The organism is Lutibacter sp. (assembly GCF_041555395.1).
Lineage (GTDB): Bacteria > Bacteroidota > Bacteroidia > Flavobacteriales > Flavobacteriaceae > Lutibacter.
In genome coordinates, this window is the sequence record NZ_JBFFKM010000045.1 from 1 (window position 1) to 20,641 (window position 20,641).

The 20,641-nt window shown below is 33.4% G+C and carries 14 protein-coding genes and 1 other RNA gene; 6 read left to right on the forward strand and 9 right to left on the reverse strand.

Going from position 1 to position 20,641, the window contains the following annotated elements:
* Nucleotides 1–341 precede the first annotated feature (341 nt).
* Nucleotides 342–1,130 (forward strand): sulfatase-like hydrolase/transferase, encoded by a 789-nt coding sequence (locus tag ABY285_RS09650; RefSeq protein ID WP_372769479.1) that lies wholly within the window; start codon nucleotides 342–344, stop codon nucleotides 1,128–1,130.
* A gap of 59 nt (nucleotides 1,131–1,189) precedes the next feature.
* Here ABY285_RS09650 and ABY285_RS09655 read toward each other — a convergent pair whose 3' ends face one another.
* A complete protein-coding gene (locus tag ABY285_RS09655; protein WP_372769481.1) occupies nucleotides 1,190–1,477 on the reverse strand; it encodes a helix-turn-helix domain-containing protein in 288 nt (95 codons plus the stop codon).
* Nucleotides 1,478–1,848: 371 nt separating this feature from the next.
* A complete protein-coding gene (locus ABY285_RS09660) occupies nucleotides 1,849–2,331 on the reverse strand; it encodes a hypothetical protein (RefSeq protein ID WP_372769483.1) in 483 nt (160 codons plus the stop codon).
* 483 nt (nucleotides 2,332–2,814) lie between these two features.
* Between ABY285_RS09660 and ABY285_RS09665 the strand changes: the two genes are divergently transcribed.
* Nucleotides 2,815–3,039 carry a hypothetical protein gene (locus ABY285_RS09665; RefSeq protein ID WP_372769485.1) on the forward strand — a complete coding sequence of 75 codons (225 nt, stop codon included), beginning with the start codon at nucleotides 2,815–2,817 and terminating at the stop codon, nucleotides 3,037–3,039.
* A 110-nt stretch (nucleotides 3,040–3,149) separates the two neighbouring features.
* Here ABY285_RS09665 and ssrA read toward each other — a convergent pair.
* Nucleotides 3,150–3,543: a transfer-messenger RNA gene (ssrA, locus tag ABY285_RS09670) on the reverse strand.
* A 124-nt stretch (nucleotides 3,544–3,667) separates the two neighbouring features.
* Here ssrA and ABY285_RS09675 point away from each other — a divergent pair.
* Both ABY285_RS09675 and ABY285_RS09680 read left to right on the forward strand, forming a co-directional pair.
* Nucleotides 3,668–4,870 carry an NAD(P)-dependent oxidoreductase gene (locus ABY285_RS09675; RefSeq protein WP_372769487.1) on the forward strand — a complete coding sequence of 401 codons (1,203 nt, stop codon included), beginning with the start codon at nucleotides 3,668–3,670 and terminating at the stop codon, nucleotides 4,868–4,870.
* Entirely contained in the window at nucleotides 4,860–5,078 is a 219-nt protein-coding gene (locus ABY285_RS09680) for a DUF3820 family protein (RefSeq protein WP_372769489.1), read from the forward strand. Before ABY285_RS09675 ends, ABY285_RS09680 begins: the two co-directional genes overlap by 11 nt.
* 10 nt (nucleotides 5,079–5,088) lie before the next feature.
* Here ABY285_RS09680 and ABY285_RS09685 read toward each other — a convergent pair whose 3' ends face one another.
* Nucleotides 5,089–5,658 (reverse strand): hypothetical protein, encoded by a 570-nt coding sequence (locus ABY285_RS09685; protein ID WP_372769491.1) that lies wholly within the window; start codon nucleotides 5,656–5,658, stop codon nucleotides 5,089–5,091.
* Between the two features lie 167 nt (nucleotides 5,659–5,825).
* Here ABY285_RS09685 and ABY285_RS09690 point away from each other — a divergent pair, with 167 nt between their 5' ends.
* A complete protein-coding gene (locus tag ABY285_RS09690) occupies nucleotides 5,826–8,375 on the forward strand; it encodes an adenosylcobalamin-dependent ribonucleoside-diphosphate reductase (protein WP_372769493.1) in 2,550 nt (849 codons plus the stop codon).
* A gap of 84 nt (nucleotides 8,376–8,459) precedes the next feature.
* Here ABY285_RS09690 and kdsA read toward each other — a convergent pair whose 3' ends face one another.
* The gene (gene kdsA / locus ABY285_RS09695; RefSeq protein ID WP_372769505.1) at nucleotides 8,460–9,281 is read right to left on the reverse strand and encodes a 3-deoxy-8-phosphooctulonate synthase; all 822 of its coding nucleotides are present in this window, start codon (nucleotides 9,279–9,281) and stop codon (nucleotides 8,460–8,462) included.
* A 103-nt stretch (nucleotides 9,282–9,384) separates the two neighbouring features.
* Between kdsA and ABY285_RS09700 the strand changes: the two genes are divergently transcribed.
* Complete coding sequence (locus ABY285_RS09700) at nucleotides 9,385–9,900, forward strand: DUF4136 domain-containing protein (RefSeq protein ID WP_372769495.1); 516 nt, start codon at nucleotides 9,385–9,387, stop codon at nucleotides 9,898–9,900.
* A gap of 27 nt (nucleotides 9,901–9,927) precedes the next feature.
* Here the strand turns inward: ABY285_RS09700 and ABY285_RS09705 are convergent, their stop codons facing one another.
* From ABY285_RS09705 to ABY285_RS09720, 4 genes are all read right to left on the reverse strand, one after another.
* Complete coding sequence (locus tag ABY285_RS09705) at nucleotides 9,928–16,047, reverse strand: alpha-2-macroglobulin (protein ID WP_372769497.1); 6,120 nt, start codon at nucleotides 16,045–16,047, stop codon at nucleotides 9,928–9,930.
* A 148-nt stretch (nucleotides 16,048–16,195) separates the two neighbouring features.
* The gene (locus ABY285_RS09710) at nucleotides 16,196–18,091 is read right to left on the reverse strand and encodes an OmpA family protein (RefSeq protein WP_372769499.1); all 1,896 of its coding nucleotides are present in this window, start codon (nucleotides 18,089–18,091) and stop codon (nucleotides 16,196–16,198) included.
* A 15-nt stretch (nucleotides 18,092–18,106) separates the two neighbouring features.
* Nucleotides 18,107–19,042 (reverse strand): type IX secretion system membrane protein PorP/SprF, encoded by a 936-nt coding sequence (locus ABY285_RS09715; RefSeq protein ID WP_372769501.1) that lies wholly within the window; start codon nucleotides 19,040–19,042, stop codon nucleotides 18,107–18,109.
* Between the two features lie 36 nt (nucleotides 19,043–19,078).
* Nucleotides 19,079–20,641 (reverse strand): gliding motility-associated C-terminal domain-containing protein (locus tag ABY285_RS09720; RefSeq protein ID WP_372769503.1); only part of this gene is annotated, 1,563 nt, incomplete at its 5' end.

Sequence of the window (20,641 nt, forward strand, 5' to 3'; positions counted from 1 at the left end):
ATTTAAGTAAGGATCCTGAGGAAAACGTTAATATTTCAGAGGAAAAGGAAAACAAAAAACTGGTTAATGAATTATCTGCAAAAATCAAAAAGCACATAATAGAAAGAGACCATATAAAACTGCATTAGAATAGGTTGTTATGATCCTTTAAATTTGAAAAGAACATATTATGAAACACAATTACGTCTAGTATTAGTTTGAGTGTTAAAGAGCCTTTTATAGTTAATAATTTAATTAAGATTTTACAGATGATTTTTTTAAAAACAATATCTATTTTTCTTTTTTTTCTTTTCAACTTTCAGCATTTAGTATCACAAAATTTAATAAGCAAACCAAATGTTTTGTTTATTATTTGCGATGACTTAAACGATTACCAAGGTGTGTTTGGAGGACATCCGCAAGCAAAAACTCCAAATATTGATAAATTAGCAGCTTCAGGGGTTCAATTTTTGAATGCAGCGTCCAATGTACCAGTTTGTTCGCCGTCAAGAAACAGTTCAATAACGGGTGTTTATCCTCATGATTCAAAAGATTACGGTTGGACAGACTTAAAAAATCAGCCAGTATTAAAAAATAACAAAACGCTCATTCGGTATTTTAAAGAAAATGGTTATAAAACTTTAGGAACAGGAAAAATTACACATGGCAGTATTGTAGAAGATTGGAATGAATGGGGTATGCCATTAGGACATAACTACGGGCCCATATATTTTGATGGTAAAAAAAATACAAGTAACCCAAGTGTTCCAGCTCCTTTTAATTCAATAGGAGGTATTGATGGCTCTTTTGGGAGGCTTTCCGTGGCTAAATCAGAAGGAATTAAAGGTGGAAAAGGATGGATTTATGGATGGGACAATAAACCCATGCGATACATCAATGATGATGATAGAGATTTGATGCAAGATGAATTACATGCGCAATGGGCTGTAAAAAGGATAAAAGAACTTGAAACGTGCAGTGAGAACCAACCCTTTTTTATGGGCATAGGTTTTGTTAGACCTCACACCCCTTTACATGCACCAGATAAATATTTTGATATGTTTCCTTTGAATGAAATTCAATTAGAAAAATGGATGGTTGATGATGAAAAAGACACTTTTTACCTTGTTAATAATGACCCAAACGAGTAAGGGGTTTCTTTTTAGTTCAGTAAAATTAAATTCTAAAATTTCCAATTCTATATATTCTATCATTTTTTAGAGATTTTAAGTTCGACTAAACAATTTTCTATGTCGGTTCTTCGGTAATAAACTCTTGCACCGATACCCACAGGAGAAAGTACTCCTCTGCGGTTCCAATTATAAAGTGTGGACTCATCAACATGCAGCATCTTTGCCGTTTCTTTGCGAGTAAGAAATTCTTCAGGTTTCTTAGGGGAATATTCCCTTTTCAACTCATCAAATTGAGCTTTGAATAGTTTAAGGATGTCATTCTGAAAATCTTCAGGTGTAATACCTGTAAAAATAATTTGTTTCATAATTATTTGTTTTTAAATTATTCCACAATATTATTTCTAATTATTTCACTGTAAAGGTACTAACGTCTTGATAACGTTTTTTTTATTTATTAAAAAAATCTAATAAACTTGTTTTTAGCTTATCAATATATAGTGTCTCATTACCATTCATCCTTTTTTTATATCTTGCAATAACTTGTCAGGATTATTAATATTTATCTTACAATATTTACTGAAACTCTTTAATGCATCAGTCTTATTACTATCTTTAAAAAATTTGCTGTCAAAAAGAGCCTTAAATAATTCCATGAATTGGGTTTGGGAAATATTTGCATCTATTGGATGTACTATATTCAAAGGTTCATATTTTTTATTTCGGTCGATGCGAAAAATTACAACATTTTTTGGGGGTCTAATGTATCATTGATTATTTCTTCACCATAATAATGATACCCTAAATCATCCAATCTTTCCAATAAATACTCTTCACGCCGACGAAGCGAAGATAATATACCTAGCCTTGTGGTAATATCTACATAAGGAAATCTAAATTCTTTTGTAAAAACCCCTAATTCATCAAAAATAAATTCAGCTTCTAATGCATCAGGATAATTTCTAATAAATTCTTGATACCTACTATTATATGTAACTTTATAAGTTTCGAGTGGACACCCAAAATAATAAATTTTATTTTTATTGTTCTTATCGTATTCCTTCCTAAACCTTTTTTTAACTACATCTTCATGCTCAACGCACATTTCAATGTTATTATTTATACCTATTCTATTTTCTGCAATACCTCCTGATTCGCACCAACTTGCTGAAGGGTTTTCATTATATAATTGAATTAATTTTTCGGTTTCTGAAAATGACATGAAATTAATATTTTATAGATTTTTATGCCATTAAATTAAAAGAAAAGGGTGGATTATATACGTAAATTTTATCCTTTTTTTCAATGGGAAAGGTTACCCATGACCTCATTTTTCAACGTTTTACGTATTATTAGTTTAAAGTTATAATCTTCAAAACATTATGACCTAAATAATTTGAAGCAATGAGTAACCTTACTCATGGGAATAAAATTGTCGTAGATAATAAAATATTTATTTATTTCAAAAAATATAAGAGAAAAAACGCAGATTTTAACAAATCAGAGAGAAGAAGTGAAATTTATTTACCTACGATTATTATATTTATTGTGTATCTTTCTAAGATGAAAAAGGATAAGCGACATAACGACTACTATGATAATTATACAATAAAGTAAAAGGCATATTCATATTAGGATTAGTTTATGCTGCTGTTGCCGTCATTGCATATTTAGTTTACATCTTCTTTTGATAAACATTTTTACTATGACATTATATGAATTTAATAGGTTAAATGATGAGGGCAAATTAAAGGTTCTTTGGGATAAAGGTATTTTTTTGGATAACCATATTTCAAAAACGGAAGCGGTAAGCTGCTATGCTATTGATATGTTCTTTGTAGAAGCTGTGTATGATATTTGGGAAAACAAAATTAAAGAGGTGAGAAGTTTTAAAAGCGGGCATCGAATGGATAAAATTTTCCTAATATGAAAACGGAATATTAAATAACATATTTATTTATTGATGGTCGTACATAAATCGTACAAAAAACAAAAAACAAATATTTAAATAACTGATATTTAAATAATTATAATATTGAATAGTGGAGACGCCGGGAATCGAACCCGGGTCCAAACAAGCAACCAAAATACTTTCTACATGTTTATTTTTCGTTTGGTTTTCGACTTAAAGCTGACCGAAAACAGCCCACTTTAAGCTTAGTTTCTTAAGTTTCAAAATGCTAACGAAACAATAGCAAATCTATGTTAACTTTTACGATGCCTCTATATTGACCGCCGCTAACCAAGGCTTTCATGAGACATTTAGCTTTCGCACCTAGTGCGACAAGGCTCATCCTACTGTGATTCGGATTAAGCAGCTAAAGCGTAGTTATCTTCGCCGTTTAAATTTTTGAAATTGAGATTTACGAGTGCTATTTCATTACTCGACATGCTTATACCTTAATTGACCTTGCAGTCAAAACCAGTCGTCCCCAATAAATCAAAGAACCAATTCTTCTAAGAAGAATGCAAATGTATAAAAATTCAATCAAACTTATCGTTTGCAATATCCTTTAATTCCTAATACCTTTGAAGCAAAATTTATACCAAGTTACACCATGAAGATAGGAATCCTTAAAGAACGAAAAAATCCGCCAGACAGAAGAGTCGTATTGTCTCCAAAAAAATGCGCAACACTTTTAAAAACATATCCTCAACTTGAAATTAAAGTTGAAAGCTCTGACTCACGTTTTTTTTCTGATGAAGACTATAGAAATGAGGGAATTGAAGTGGTGAATGACCTCTCTGATTGTGAGGTGTTGTTAGGGGTAAAGGAAGTGCCAATTGATAGTTTAATTCCGAATAAAAAATACTTTTTCTTTTCTCATACCATCAAAAAACAAAAATACAATCGCGATTTATTAAAGGCTATTTTGGCTAAAAATATAGAACATTATGATCACGAAACAATCACTGATAAAAACAATATCAGGTTAGTGGCTTTTGGTAAATATGCAGGTATTGTTGGCGCTTACAATGCTTTTAGAACATTTGGTTTAAAATTTAATTTATTCAATTTACCTAAAGCTGAAGTTTTGCACGATCAAAAAATGTTGATTGAAGAGTTGAAAAAATTGAAATTACCAGCTATTAAAGTTGTTTTAACGGGGAAAGGAAGGGTAGGAAACGGTGCAAAAGAAATGTTGGATGGGATGCAAATGCGCAAAGTTTCTGTAGATGAATTTTTAACCCATACTTTTGAGGAACCGGTTTATGTTCAAATAGATGTACTGGATTACAATAAAAGAATAGATGGTATTTTAAAAGATCAAAATGATTTTTTTAACAATCCGCAAGACTATAAAAGTGATTTTATGCGTTTCGCCAAAGTGGCAGATTTGTATATTGCAGCACATTTTTATGGGGTTGGAGCACCTTTTATTTTTACTAGAGAAGATGCAAAATCAAAAGATTTTAACATTAAAGTGATAGCAGATATTAGTTGTGATATTGACGGACCAGTGGCTTCCACCATTCGATCTTCAACAATTGAAGAGCCTAATTACGGATACAATCCGAAAAGTGAACAAGAAGTACATTTCATGGATAAAGATGCAATAGCCGTTATGGCGGTTGATAATTTACCTTGTGAATTGCCAAAAGATGCTTCGGAAGGTTTCGGAGAAAGCTTTGCGCAGCATGTGATTCCTGCTTTTTTTAATAATGATGAATATGGTGTTCTTCAAAGAGCTAAAATGACTGAAAACGGAAAACTTACGGAAAGATTCCGCTATTTGCAAGATTTTGTGGATGGAAGATAATCAGCAACATTTGCTGGAACAACTGGCAAATACTAAAATGCCCTTCGGAAAATATAAAGGAAAATATTTAATCGATTTGCCTGAATTTTATTTGGTGTGGTATCGAAATAAAGGTTTTCCAAAGAATAAATTGGGAGAAATGATGCATTTGGTTTATGAAATTCAATTAAACGGATTGGAAGATTTGGTAAGAAGACTTAAAATTTAAAATTGAGCAATTAAAACTTACTGCTCCTATAATAAAACAGCCCATATGCAATATGGCAAACGCCAAAAGCGAATCCCCATAGATAAAACGCTAAAAATGGGAAAAACATCACTAAAACACCCAATATTAGAAAAACAAGACCCATAACAGAAGTGGCGCCATAAGTATATCTGTTTGAAATTATTCCTGCAATTCCGTAAAGTATGATCGAAGCAGGAATTATTAATTTAATAAGTCCGTTTGTCATCAGAAAATATAAAATAATTCCGCCAACCAGCAGATGCATTAAATAAATACGGCGAATATTTTTTGCTTTAAAGTCCCATTTTCTAAAATAAATTTTTCTTCTCCTTCTTTTATTAATAAGGACGACTGTAAAGTAGGATATTAGAATATAAATAAAAGAAATACTAAAAATCAGAATTTCAAAAAAAGAAATGGGCAACACGGAAATCCCTGAAGATCCTGAAGCATATTGCGACAATAAAAGATGAATGCCAAAAATGAAGATTAATGAAAATACGCCTGCTAAAATTCCGGTGATTCCCCTTAATGACAAATTATGAATTTTTATATTCAATCTTTCATGAATTTTAGTAAAAGCTAAAATTACAAAAAAAAACTGTTAATAAATTATAACTTTTCAACAATGAAATGTTATTAACTAATTAAAATTTAACACGAGATAAGTTTAAATATTCAATAATTTTATAGCTTGATTTTCAGCAACCATAAACCTACTTAAAAATGACAGAAGAATTAGTATTTCCGAAAACTTTTACCTATAATGATTTGTTAAAGAGTAACTTGGCTTATTTTAAAGGTGATGAGCTTGCAGCGACAACGTGGATGAATAAGTATGCAATGAAAACCAAAACGGGTGAGTTTTTAGAGACTACGCCCAATGATATGCATCAACGTATGGCGGTGGAATTTGGCCGCATAGAAAGAAAATATCAGGAAGGGGAAAAGAAAGGGGAAGGGCTTTCGGATTATGGAAAAAAACGTGAATTTTTATCAGAAAAAACCATTTTTAATTTATTTAAAGATTTTAAATATGTCATTCCGCAGGGAAGCGTAATGTCTTCCTTAGGGAACAATAATGTTATTGCTTCCTTGTCAAATTGTGTGGTTGTTCCTTCTGTTTTTGATTCTTATGGTGGGATATTTCATACAGATCAGCAATTGGCGCAATTGTTTAAAAGACGGTGCGGTGTTGGTGTGGATTTATCTAATTTAAGACCAGGTGGTGCCCAAGTTTCCAATTCGGCCGGCACTACAACAGGAGCGGTTTCATTTATGGACCGTTTTTCAAATACCACAAGGGAAGTTGCTCAAAACGGTAGAAGAGGGGCATTAATGCTCACGATGGATATTGCACATCCTGACATTGAAGATTTTGTTACCATAAAACAAGATCTGACAAAAGTAACCGGCGCCAATATTTCTATTCGCTTGTCAGATGAATTTATGGCGGCGGTCGTAAATGATGACGATTATACGCTACGCTGGCCAATCGAGAGTAAAACACCAACCTATACAAAAGTAATTAAAGCAAGATCTCTTTGGGACACCATTATAAAATGTGCCCATAACACAGCTGAACCCGGGTTGATATTTTGGGACCGTCAACATTATTATTCAACTTCATCCATTTATCCAGGATTTAAAAACAGTTCTACAAATCCTTGTTCAGAAATTGCGATGCAAGGAGGCGATAGCTGTCGTTTAATTGCAATTAATTTATATAGTTTTGTTGAAAACCCGTTTACCGAAAAAGCCAAGTTCGATTTTAAAAAATTCTATGAAATTGTTTATGAATCGCAACGTTTGATGGATGATTTGGTGGATTTGGAATTGGAAGCTGTAAATAAAATTTTCAATAAAATAATGCACGATAAAGAGCCTGATAAAATTAAACAGGTTGAAATAGATACATGGAAATTATTATATAAAACTGGTAAAAAGGGGAGAAGAACAGGATTAGGTTTTACCGCTTTGGCAGATGCAATGGCTGCTTTGGGCAAAAAGTTTGACACAGATGAAGCAATAGCAGTTGTAGACGAGATTATGAAAACCAAGTTGAGAGGTGAGTTTGACAGCAGCATTGATATGGCGATTACCCGAGGTAAATTTGAGGTTTTTAGCCCGGAAATAGAAAAATTTTCAGAATTTGTGCAAATGATGGAAAAGGAATTTCCGGATGTTTATGCGCGAATGATGAAATACGGCCGAAGAAACATTTCCATCAGTACTGTGGCGCCAACTGGAAGTTTGAGTATGTTGGCACAAACTTCTTCAGGAATAGAACCTGTGTTTTTATTGTCGTATAAACGAAGAAGAAAAGTAAATCAAGACGATTTAAATGCAAAAGTTGCTTATGTTGATGATATGGGTGATGCATTTGAAGAATTTGAAGTTTATCATCCAAAATTGAAACAATGGATGGATGTTACCGGGAAAACCGACATTAATGAAAGTCCATATAAAGGATCTACAGCACCTGAAATTGATTGGAAAAAACGTGTAGAAATGCAAGCGCTGGTTCAAAAATACACCACGCATTCCATTAGTTCAACTATAAATTTGGCCAGTGATGTTCCTGTAGATTTGGTAGGCGATATTTATATTGAATCTTGGCGTAAAGGATTGAAAGGAATTACAGTGTACAGAGATGGCTCCCGAAGCGGAATTTTAATCGCAAATGACACCAAAAAAGCAGATAAAAAAGCAGACTGCTATGCAGAAACCGTTTTCCCAAAACGCCCTAAAAAAATTGCGGCAAAAATAGTTCGTTTTCAAAATGATTATGAGAAATGGGTTGCAGTTGTAGGTTTGATAAACAACAGGCCATATGAAATATTTACAGGAAAAATTGAAGACGCTTTCATTTTACCGGCTTGGCTTGAAGAGGGTTGGGTAATAAAAAACAGAGATAAGAGTGGAGAATCCCGTTATGATTTTCAATTTCGTGATAAGGAAGGATATAAAGTTACTTTTGAAGGATTGTCACGTACTTTTGATAAAGAATATTGGAATTATGCCAAATTAATTTCCGGCGTATTGCGTCACGGAATGCCAATTCCTTATGCAGTCGATTTAATTAATAATTTGAACATGTATGACGAAAATATCAATACATGGAAAAACGGCATCGCACGTGCATTAAAACAATTTGTGGAGGATGGCACACAGGCAGTAGATAAAAAATGTCCGGATTGTGGCGATCCTGACGGATTAATTTATGAAGAAGGTTGTTTAAAATGCAAAAATTGCGGACATACCAAATGCGGATAATAATATATTGAAATACTAAAAGAGCGACAAAATTTTAAAATTTTGTCGCTTTTTTTATGAATATAGGTAAACTTATGTAATTGTTTATTGAAAATTGTTTATTGTTTTTCTGATGGCAACCAAATGGGTTAATAAATTTTCTAAATATTTTAAATCAAGCATATTGGCGCCATCACTTTTTGCATTTGCAGGATCAAAATGTGTTTCTAAAAATAAACCATCAACGCCAACTGCGATTCCTGCTCTGGCAATAGTCTCAATCAATTCAGGTTTTCCGCCTGTAACACCGCTGCTTTGATTTGGTTGTTGTAAAGAGTGTGTGATGTCTAAAATTGTTGGTGCAAACTGTTGCATTTCTGGAATTCCCCTAAAATCAACAATCATATCCTGGTAACCGAACATGGTTCCTCTATCGGTAATCCACACTTTTTCGTTGCCACTGTCTTTTACTTTTTGCACGGCATGTTTCATTGCGGCCGGACTCATAAATTGTCCTTTTTTCAAATTGATCACTTTTCCTGTTTTAGCCGCTGCTACCACCAAATCGGTTTGGCGTACCAAAAATGCAGGAATTTGTAACACGTCAACATATTCAGAGGCCATGGCAGCATCTGAAATTTCATGAATATCAGTAACCGTTGGAATGTTAAAAGTGTCGGATACTTTTTTGAGTATTTTTAAGGCTTTTTCATCACCAATTCCCGTAAAACTATCTATTCTCGATCTGTTCGCTTTTTTAAAACTCCCTTTAAAAATAAAAGGAATCTCCAATTTATCGGTCACTTTTAAAATCTGTTCGGCAATTCTTAAGGCCATTTCTTCACCTTCAATGGCACAAGGACCAGCTAACAAAAAGAAATTGTTGCTTTTGGTGTGTTTTATATTTGGAATTAAATTTAAATCCATCATCTTTAATTTTTTTCAAAGATACTATTTTATATAGCTGGTTAAATCAGAATTATTCTTAATTTTATAGGAGGTATTGATGAATATTTTTAAATTTAAGGGGATGAAATATTTTAAATTTCTGTTAGTATTTGTTTTTGTGAGTTGCGCAGGCCCAAGAACAGTGTATGATTATGATGATCAGGCCGATTTTAACCAATACAAAACTTTTCGTTTTTTTGATGATATTAAACTTTCCGTAAATGAGATAGAAGCGAAGCGGATTTTTGCCCAATTGGAAAATGCAATCGTGGAAAAAGGCCTTGCTTATGATGAAAATCCTGCCATTTACGTTGATGTTCAGTTAAATCAGTTTGAAGCACAAAGGAATTCTGTTGGCATTGGTTTTGGCAGTTATGGAAGACATTCCGGCATAAGTCTTGGCGGTCAAATACCAATTAACAGCAACACTTTAACCAAACAATTTACCATTGATTTTGTAGATGCAAAAAACGATAAATTGGTTTGGCGCGGTTTTTATGAAGGCAATTTTCAAAGCAACGTTGAAATTACCCAAAAAGAACAACTTTATGCTGAGGCGTTTAAAAAATTATTAAGCAAATATCCTCCTAAAAAATAATGCTTCGACTACGCTCAGCAACCATAATTAATCAGCCTTAATTCTTACTCCTTCACTGTGACTGCTAAATTCCGGAGCATACATGCTTTGTATTGTTGTAATTCCGTTGCTGAAATTACCGGCATTATTAACACGCAAATCATATTCAAAAACGTAAATGCCTTTTGGTAAATTTTCAAAAAAGAAGTTGGTTGAAGCATCTTTGGTGCTTTCATAATAACCCAAACCATCTTGCCATTTGTATTGCGACAATACATTTACGGGCTCTAAACCACTGGCGCGCATATCTTTCATATGAACAAATTCCATAAGCTTGTCAACTTTTAATTCAATTCGAACGGTAATCAAATCACCAACTTTTAATTTCGAATTTTCGGTTATTTCGGTTAACAATTTGCCTTTATCAGCATTAGATTTTACGAATAATTTTTTATTTAATTTAAGCGGTGTTTCCGCAGTGGTTATTTTATCTAAATCTTCAAAATATTGCCAGTACAAACCTCCCCAGGCAATGCCTTCTCCTTTTTTGGAAAGGGTTACTTCACCCATATTTGGCGTAATTTCATTTCCGTTCCATGAAGTTTTGTAATAACCTGCTCCGGCTTCTGTTTTTACATTTTCTATTTTTGAAGGCTCAATTTTTTGATTTCCTACAGTCACGTCAACCGATTCGCTTACCGACAACCAATCATTTCCTTGTAATAATAGCGCATAAACGGCTTCAGTAGTTGCTTTGGTTGTTTTCCAGCTGTTGGTTTGCTTGTTTTTCAGCAACCAAACTTTTAATTCATCAACCGTTGCAAAATCATTTTCAATTTCTGAAAAAGCTTCAATTAATAAAGCCTGAGTTTCAATAGGAGCCTGATACCAATACCAACTTTCGGTATTTTCTTTCCAATACATTCCCAGTTCTTCGCTAACAATACCGTTTTCTTTAAGCGATTTTAAAATGGCTGAAGCAACCGTTTTATTTTGCGCTCTATGTTGAATTAAAGCAATTAATCCCTTTGAGTACAAATTATTTTCCTTCCAATAGTTGGCCGACTGTTTTGTGTAATAATCTATGGCAGTTTGTACCTTTTTATCGGTTTTTAAATTCTTGTAAAAACTTCGCATATATAAATATTGCAATTGTAAATAACCCAAATGATTTTGAGCCAAATAATTAGCTGCCGCTTTTACGCCTTTTTTAATGGTTTTTTCTTTTGCTTTTAATTTCTCAGCTTCTTTTAAAAGCGTTTGGTAATCGGTTACAATTTCTTCATCTAAAAAATGTACTGTTCTTGAAATTATTTCAGAAGCGTCTTTTTGGTTGATGGCAACATTCAACTGTTTTAAATGTCCGAAACCGGCTGCAATATGTTGCGTGATATAACGATTTGGATAATTACTTCCCTTAAACCAAGGAAAACCGCCATTTTCAAACTGCATTTCTTTTAATCTATAAACAGCAGTTTGCAATTCGTTAGTCATTTTATTTAAGTCGAAAAGCAATGCAATTCTGTTTTTCTGCTCAGTTTCACTTTGTGCATCGCGCAGCCATGGCGTTTCTTCAATTATAATTGATTTTAATTCTTGATTTTTTTCCAAATTTGAAAGCAAGGCATCGCTCGTTTTCCATTGATTGAAAACTTCTTGAATGCGCGGATTTGAATTCAAAATATGACTTGCCAAGGCATTTGCATAATAACGCGAAAATATTTGTTCGGAACATTCATAAGGATATTCCATTAAATAAGGCAAACTCTGTACCGCATACCAAGCCGGATTCGACGTAATTTCCAAAGTTAATTTATGGTTGCTGAGCGTTGTCGAAGCATTGTTTTTCAACTTGTCTAAAGTGAAAGTCTTGGTTTGATTGCTGCGAACCCACATAGGCAAGGTTTCCGTCACCAACATTCTATTTGACAAAACTGGCAATACATTTTGTTCACCGTCACTAAAATCGCCTGCTTTGGCAATTACTTTGTATTGAATGGCCTGAACAGTTGTTGGGATTTCAAGCTTCCAACTTACCTGGATATTTCCTTTTGCATCAACATTGAATTTTTGAGTGGCGGAACTATTTCCCAATAATTCATTAATCTGTTTTCCTGTAATGGCATCTGTTAACTCTAAAACAGCCATTCCATTGAGGTTGTTTTCTATTAAATTTGAAATTTTACTTGAAAATATAATGGTATCTCCTTCCCTTAAAAAGCGAGGCGAATTTGGCAATACCATCAACTCTTTTTGGGTGACGGTTGTCAGGGTTTTTGTGGCCGAAGCCAATTCTTTGGTATGCGCCATCAATTGTAATTTCCAGCTTGTCAATGCCTCCGGAACGGTAAAATTAAAACTTATATTCCCTTCTTTGTCGGTTGTTAAATGTGGATAGAAAAAGGCTGTTTCGTTAAAGTTTTCACGAATTTTAACAGCGGAAAAATCTGGCTTTTCTTTTAATTCAGCAGGATTTTCTAATTTACTTATCATTACAACTTCTTCTAAACTGTTGTTGTCTGCCATTTCCATTTCTTCAATATTGGCTTCCTTGGAAACAATTTCAACACCTTCTGCTTTCCCTTTTAAGTCATAAAATCTTCGATTGTTTGCAAAACGAAATCCAAACCAATTCAATTGATCAAAAAATTGTTGAAGAGAACTGTAATAATTTTGAGGTAAATTCACAACATTAAAGTAGCTGTTCCCAAAACTGTTATTTGCATTGCGATTGTTGTAGGAATAATAACCAGGTTTTTCAATAGGATTAAATTCCCAACTATGAACTTTAAATTTATCTAAAGAAGCGTCATACATACTTGCCAACAATTCAGCAGTAACTTTATCGCCTTTTTCTCCCTTAATTTTAAAACTCCAGGTTTGGTTTTCCCCGGGCAGTAATTTATCTCTAAAGGTAATCGTTTCAATTTCTAATTCTTTTTTCGGATAAGGAACTGAAATAGGCAGTGTTCCGCTTTTGAAGGCATTAAAATTGCTAAAACTGTAATGAATGGCGAAGCCGCCCAAATCTTTTTCGGCTACCGGAATTTGAATAAATTTTGAATTATTTTCCAGGTGAATAATTTGCGTATCAATTATTTTATGATCTTTTTCAATGTCGATAGTGACAAAAATATTTTTTGAAGCGGAACCAACTTTTAGCAATACATTTTCATTTGGCTTGTAGCTTTTTTTATTGGTTGAAATCAAAAACAACTGATTATCGGGAACCTGATTTTCTGTTTCGCTAAAAACAGTAAATAATTGTTTGTCATTTACTTTTTGACCAAATTTATCTTTGGTTTCCAACGCAATAATATAATTTCCGGATTCCCATTTTTTAATTTTTTTCAACTGAATTTTAGTTTCTTTTGAAGTGTCAAAAAATTTATTAAAAACCAAAGTTCCTTTTGGCCAGTTATTAAGGGCATCTTCATTGGAATAGGCCTCATAAGGAAATTTATTTTTAAAGACCTCTTCGGTAATTTCCTGATAATCCGGTGCATTCCAAGGACGCATTCTCAACACATTTTTTGGTGCCTGTAATTTGTAAATTTTTAAGATTCCTTTTGCGCAAACAATTTCATTATTCAGGTTTTTGGTTTCAACCGTTAAGAAGTTGTCTTTTTTATTCTTGTCGATTTCAGCTTCGATTTTAATTTCAGCAATTAAGGCGTGGTAGCCCACTTTTATTTCGGTAGTGACACTTCGGGTTTCGCCATTGATATCAGTTACATCAGCAGTAACTTCATAAATAAATATAGGCAAATTTGTTGCGTCAACACTTTTATCCGAAATTGCTTTAAAGGAAATACTAAAATTTCCCTGAGCATCTGTCATGGTTTCTCCGTAGCTAATTTCCTGGGCTTGCGTTGAAGGGGGAATTGGGCGGTACCAATAAAACCATTTTGGATATTGTACTTTTCTATGTACGCGATAAGAAACTTTGGCATCAGTAATGGTGCTTCCCGCAAAAGCAAAAGCACTTCCATTTACAGTAATGGAATCGTTTAATTTATAGGTTTCCGTAACAGGTTTAAATCCGGCTTCAAATTTTGGGCGTTTGTATTCTTCTACTAATATCTCAGTTCTCGAATGATTAAACCCATCCATTAAATCATACAACGCGCTTTTTTTTGATCCTTCTTTAACTTCAATGGAATAACTTCCTGTTAAACCTTGGGTTGGAAGTATAAATTCACCACTAAAGGAACCATAATCGTTTGTTTTTAATTCAATAGATTTTACGGCTTCATTATTGACATTGAATAAAGTGATTTCAACAAATTGACTGGCAACGACTTCCGATTTATTTTTCAGGCTTTTAAGTACAATTCCTTTGTAATAAACAGTTTGCCCTGGCCTGTAAATACTTCTGTCCGTAAATAAAAAGGAACTGATGGTGGTTTTTTCTGTTTCCTGAATTAACGCGCTGTTTTCATTTAAATAATAATCGCCAAATGTGGCAATTTCATTGTTGTAGTTTACAGTGAGCACTACATTTCTATAATTGGTTTTTGTGGTAAAATTTATTTGGCCCTTGTTATCGGCAATATAATTTTCATTTATTGGGGTGTTGTACTTTCCTGTATTGTAATTTTTTACATTTACTTTGGCGCCAACCAAAGGTTTTCCTGTATTTCTGTCGACAATTTGATAGAGGTTACTGTTGTTTTGTCGGTTTTCAATTACTGCAATATCCGTTGATTGAATAAATGCCGTTGCGTATATACTATTTTCATTTAAGGTTTCAAATGTTGAAGCGTAAATGAGATAATTTCCATTAGAAAAAGGCGGAATTAAAATTTCAGTGTTGTGCTGTTGGTAATCGTTTTCAGTTTTAAGGGCTTGACGAAAGTTTGAAACCAAATCAAGTTTTTTAATAAATGCTATTTTAGCCGAATCGTTGTAAATCCGGGCAAATTCCTCCTTTTCTTTATTATTGATTTTAAAAATATGAAAATATATTTCCGGTATATTTTTGTAGGAAACCAATACCTTATTGTCCTTTTGATTGGGTGCATACTTTTCAGCGATTATGGATAAGGATAAGTTAAGAATTTGCTGTTTTAATAAGTTGCATTTTTCAGCGCCTAAACTATTTGGAAATTTGGCAATTGCTTCCTTACATATTTCCAGCGCTTTTACGCGTTTAAACTGTTGTTTGGTTTTTGTTTTTGGAACATAGTCATTCGCTTGGTTGTTATAAGCCGTAGCAATCTCAAAATCGATTAAAGTGGAGCTTTCCAATGCTTTAAATTCATTTTTAAGGTTGATTAATGAATTTAAAAAAAGTGTTTCTTTTCCGCTCAAGGTTGCATGCTGCTTCACAAACAACAATCTTCCAAGTTCAACGGCAATAAAAGCCGCAGTTTTATTTTCTTTTTGGTGAAATACCCCTAATTTTTGATAAATTTTTAAGGCATTAAATGGAAGGGATAAAGTATCCTTAGTTTCTAATTTTAGAGTTAAAAATTCTTTGAAATCTGACAAATATTTCTCTTCTGAAATTTCAAATTTGTAAACCGGATTTGCAATGGAAGTTTCTGATGATTTGTAGAAATCCAACGCGTTGTGTGATAAGAAATCATAAAGTGTCGGACGAAATATTTTGGAATCTTTCTGCAATTCTAAAATATCGTTAAAGCCGTTCAAATCTGTTTTTTGCGCGAGCACCTCATTTTCTAGGGATTTTTGAAAATGTAAATGTATTTCTGCAAAGATGGTTTGCAAATCCCAGGTTCTAAAATCGGAAGTGTCAACTTTACTTTCAGTTGTTGTTCTGTTGTAAAATTCCCATCTGTTTTGCTGAAAATATTGCCAGTATAAATTGGCCAGCACGCTTTCCAACATGTTTTTTGTTGGAAATTCTGATTTTGAAATTTCTGTATTGAAGGAATTAATAATATTTAGTTGCGCATCTTCTTCAAGAATTAAAGCATATTTCGATTTAAATAGCAATGTTTTCAAGAGTTGCGGCGCATTGTTTTCTTTTTTTGCGGTTGCATAAATATTTTCAACTTCCTTTAAAGCAGATTTTGGTAAATTGCTTTTCTGAAAATTGTGTACTTTTTTCCATAAATCATCATAATTTTTATGGTGCTGCTGGGCTTTTGCATTTAAGGAAAATAAAATAATAGCTGAAAATATAACTGCAATTTTTCTCATAGAACATTATTTGTTCTTGTAAAGTTAGCAAAAGTTATACCTAAAATTTAGTGAATCTCATGATGTAATTATTTAGGTAAGAAATTTTATTCTGGAGTTCACAGATTTGTATAAAAAAAGCCGCTATATAGCGGCTTTTTTAATTTTTTTAATTGCTTAGCACAAATTCGCACCGCCTATTTATCGCATATTCCTCTTCCTTGCAAATACCCTCTTTAACGCAATGGTTTAAAGGTTGTGTTTCTCCAAAGCCTTCAGATTTTAAATTGTCTTTAGAAATCCCTTGGCTTATCAGATATTCCATAACTGATTTTGCGCGTTTGTGCGATAAAATCATATTATATTCATCACTTCCCCGAACATCGGTATGAGCACCAATTTCAATGGTCATATCAGGATATTTCTTCATAATATCCACAACATTATTCAGCTCAATAGCTGCATCCGGACGAATATCCCATTTGTCATAATCAAAATAAATTGGGTTTATTTTGATTTGAGTTTTTTCGTTTTCTACAACAATAGCCTTTTCGGAATCTTCATACGATTCTAAAGATAAAAAAATGTCTTTATCAACATCTCCTTTTTGATTGGTTGAAAATTCAATTTCAGAAGGATTGAATAATTTTTTGGTTCCTCTGATTTTATAATTTTTATTTTTCTCAATTTCAAAGGAATAGGCAGCGTCATCGCCAATAATCATCTCATTAATTGCATTGTTTTTATCATCAAATAATGTAACCAATGTTCCTGGAAGAAGTTCTAAACTATTTTTGTTTTTCACAAATCCATTTAAATAATATGTTTTTTCCAGAGTAAATCGGTAAATATCATCATCACCCATACCACCTTCTCTATTTGAAGAAAAATAACCAATTCCATTTTCTTCATCAACTATAAAACCAAAATCATCTAAATTGCTGTTAATCACATCGCTTAAATTTTTTGGCGTAGAAAAAGTGTCATTTGAAATTTCACTCTTAAAAATATCCAATCCGCCCATTCCAAAATGGCCGTCAGACGCAAAATAAAGGATGTTCTTGCTGCTCACAAAAGGAAACTGTTCTCTTTGCGAAGTGTTTATTTTTGGCCCTAAATTTTTCGGAGAACCATAAGTGCCATCTGCATTTATATCCACCACAAAAATATCAAAAGAACCAATTGTTCCTGGCATATCAGATGCAAAATAAAGTTGTTTTTCATCAGGACTTAGCGCTGCATGTTCAACAGAATACTGGTCGCTATTGAAAGGGAGGTCTGTAATGTTAGTCCATTCGTTATTAACAAATTGTGCTTTATAAATACTTAATTGATTTACTTTGTTTTTGTCCCTTCCTATTTTTTGACCAGTAATATTATTTCCTGTAAAATACATCGTTGTTCCATCTTTTGTAAACGCCGCATTTGATTCGTGCATTTTTGTATTGATGGTTTTGGAAAATGGAATTGCATTGGTTAAGTCAACGTTATTAACATCGGCTTGATACAAGTCCAAATAAGGCTGATTGTTCCAATCATATAATTTTCCGTTATTCCTTGCTGAGGCAAAAATCACTTTTTCACCAAAAAATGCCGGACCAAAGTCGGAAAATTTCGAATTTATGGAAACTTTAGTAACAACATATGGTTTTTTAGTATCCTTGTTCAATGCTTCAAAAAAGGTTAAAGTTTCTGGTTTTTCAGCAGGCTTTAATTGTTCTTTCTCTTGATATTTTTGGAACCATTTGTCAGCTTCTTTAAATTTTTTAACTCCTTTCAGTGTTTGGGAATATCGAAATAAATAATTTGAGTCAACGTTGGCCTCATAACTTTCGAGGAGCGTTTTGTACCATAGTTCCGCCTGATTCATTTCATTGTTAAAGTAATAGCAGTCGCCAAGTTTCTCCAATATTTCCTGTGTTTTTGGTTCTTCATTTAAAAACAACTCCGCAGCATCTAAATATGCTCTAGTTTTAAATAAATTGTTTGCGCGGTCTAAATTTTGCGCTACCATTAGTTGAGTTGAGATGGTAATAATAAACAGTAAAAATGTTATTTTTTTCATGTTGCAAGGCGTTTTTTAAAAGAATCTTGGAGATTTGTCAAAACCACTTTTTTTGTTTAAAATGTTTAAGTCGTATAAAATAAAGAGTTCATGAGAACCTGAACTAAATGGACCTAGGTTAGAAATGGTATGGTCGTATGCGTAACCTATTCGCAATTCGGGAGTGGCTTTAAAATTTACCATTCCGCTAAATGCATCATCTACCCTGTATCCTATACCAAATTCAACTTTATTGTCATACAAAACATTTGCGGTTATATCGAATGAAATTGGAGCTCCTTTTACAGCTTTTGCCATAAATGCCGGTTTAAATTTAAATAAATCACTCATTTCAAAAACATAACCTCCTGTTAAATACGTGTGTGCTTGCTCCGTCCCTTGATATTTCCCATTATTTCTGTCGAGATATTCTCCGTTTAGAATTGCGGGAATTGATAATCCTATATAATAATTATCGGTATTGTAATAAACACCAACACCCACATTAAAGAAGGATTGATTGATGTTTTCAGCAAAATCAGGATCAGTAAAAACGTCGCCGGATTCTAATACAAACCCGTTAAAATTGACATCAAAAAAAGTAACTCCGGCTTTTAAACCGAAGGATAGATTTCCGTTTTCTTCTAAATCTAGTTTATAGGCAAAATCGGCAAAAAGATTATTTTCTTTAACGACATCACCAATATTATCATTCATTAGGGAAAATCCGACTTCAACATTGTCATTGATTGGTGTATGAGCAAATATATTTGAAGACTTTGGAGCGCCATTTACGCCAACCCATTGGGTTCTGTGTAATGCGCCGAAATTTACAACCCCAATATTACCTGTAGTATACGCGGGATTTATAACACTCATATTGTACATATATTGTGTGTATTGTGCATCTTGTTGTGACCACATAATTACTGTTGTCAAAAGTGCAATAAACGTTATTAGTATATTTTTCATTTTTTAGGTATAAAATGTATTTGTTTAAACTATTGATTATCTGCTTAAATATAATCTTCGTTGGATAGGTTTTCTATCATTTTTATTGAAATTAATAATAAAGTAATAAACGCCGGCAGGCACTAATTCCCCGTCACCATTTAATCTGCCATCCCAGTCTGGTTTTGAAGCATTTGCGGTATATACTAAGGCGCCCCAACGATTAAAAAATTCAACTTTAAAGTTTGGATACAAGTCTCTAAGGTTTCCTAATTTAAAGGTGTCATTAACGCCATTTCCAGAAGGTGAAAAGCCATCATAAATTTCTACGTCATATGCGTCGCAAGCTTCTAAAGACACAGTCACTGCAAGTGGATTTATACTTTCGCAACTATTAACGGTTGTTTCTATTGCGTAATAAGTTTCTCCTTCAACCAATGCTATAGATGTACTTAAAAGGTTTCCGTTTGGATAAAAGTCATACCAAGAAATTGTGCCACCACTATTTGCGGAAACGTTTATGTTTAATTCCGCCAGCGTTGGCTTATCAATTTTACAAAATTCGTTACCCAATGAAATAATAGCCGGGGTACCTGGGTCTGTTAATATTACATTAACGACTTCTCTTATTGAACTGATACAACCTGTTGTAGCATTTGTTTGTGCTGCCCAGTAATCTTCACTATCAACTAATAGTTCTGTTGGATTTAAAGGTGTGTTATCCGTTTCAGAAGCATACCATACAATTCCGGTTCCTGAGACATTTAAATCTGAAATTTCTGGAGATGATGAGGCGCAAAAACTTTGAGTAACAGTCGAAATAGTTGGAGGTAAAGCATCGTTAATCGTAACTGTAACACTTAATCTATCAGCACTTTCACAATCTGAAATGGTTTCAGCTGCATAATAGATAGCTCCATCAATTAAAGCTGTGTCAGTTGTTAATGGAGCGCTGCCAGTTGCATCATACCATACTATTGTATACGCAACATTACTTGCTTCCGCCTGTAAATTAGCTATTGTTGGACTATCAGATAAACAAAACTCTTGAGTGTCATTCGTAGTAGTTGGTGTAATCGGATTATATATTATAACTGTGACATCCGTTTTATTTAAACTTTCACAGGTTGTTCCACTTAGATCATTTGTTTGAGAAGCTGAATAAGTGCCATCTGATAAAGGATCAGTTGGAGCTAAAACAGTTCCAGTAGCATCATGCCAAATTATTGAAGCATCATTCGGTATTAAGTCTGAAACAAGTGCGTTTTCAGATTTACAGAACGTTTGAGTTGTATCAGCAATTGTTGGGGGAGGAACAACCGTAATGGTAACTGTTACAATTGAAGTATCATCAGGGCAAATAGTACCTCCTGCTGCAGTATATGTATAAACACCTGCAACATCAGTTCCTGCAACAAATGTTTCTGAATGAGCAGAACCATCTGGAGCTGTCCAAGTACCTCCAGTGTCAGCACCTCCAAGTAAAGAGAATAAATTTTGGTCCACTAAATTGATCTCACAATCAGAATATGAACCATCCGTACCAGCATTAGGCGCTATTTCAATAAGAGCTGTTTTACTGTCGCGAGTTGCACTTTCACAACCTGAAGCAGGATCGAA

Coding starts and splice junctions, on each gene's coding strand:
- kdsA (WP_372769505.1), bottom strand. CDS start 9,281: ATGGATTTAAATTTAATTCCAAATATAAAACACACCAAAAGCAACAAT.
- ABY285_RS09660 (WP_372769483.1), bottom strand. CDS start 2,331: ATGTCATTTTCAGAAACCGAAAAATTAATTCAATTATATAATGAAAAC.
- ABY285_RS09675 (WP_372769487.1), top strand. CDS start 3,668: ATGAAGATAGGAATCCTTAAAGAACGAAAAAATCCGCCAGACAGAAGA.
- ABY285_RS09715 (WP_372769501.1), bottom strand. CDS start 19,042: ATGAAAAATATACTAATAACGTTTATTGCACTTTTGACAACAGTAATT.
- ABY285_RS09705 (WP_372769497.1), bottom strand. CDS start 16,047: ATGAGAAAAATTGCAGTTATATTTTCAGCTATTATTTTATTTTCCTTA.
- ABY285_RS09655 (WP_372769481.1), bottom strand. CDS start 1,477: ATGAAACAAATTATTTTTACAGGTATTACACCTGAAGATTTTCAGAAT.
- ABY285_RS09665 (WP_372769485.1), top strand. CDS start 2,815: ATGACATTATATGAATTTAATAGGTTAAATGATGAGGGCAAATTAAAG.
- ABY285_RS09690 (WP_372769493.1), top strand. CDS start 5,826: ATGACAGAAGAATTAGTATTTCCGAAAACTTTTACCTATAATGATTTG.
- ABY285_RS09680 (WP_372769489.1), top strand. CDS start 4,860: ATGGAAGATAATCAGCAACATTTGCTGGAACAACTGGCAAATACTAAA.
- ABY285_RS09700 (WP_372769495.1), top strand. CDS start 9,385: ATGAAATATTTTAAATTTCTGTTAGTATTTGTTTTTGTGAGTTGCGCA.
- ABY285_RS09710 (WP_372769499.1), bottom strand. CDS start 18,091: ATGAAAAAAATAACATTTTTACTGTTTATTATTACCATCTCAACTCAA.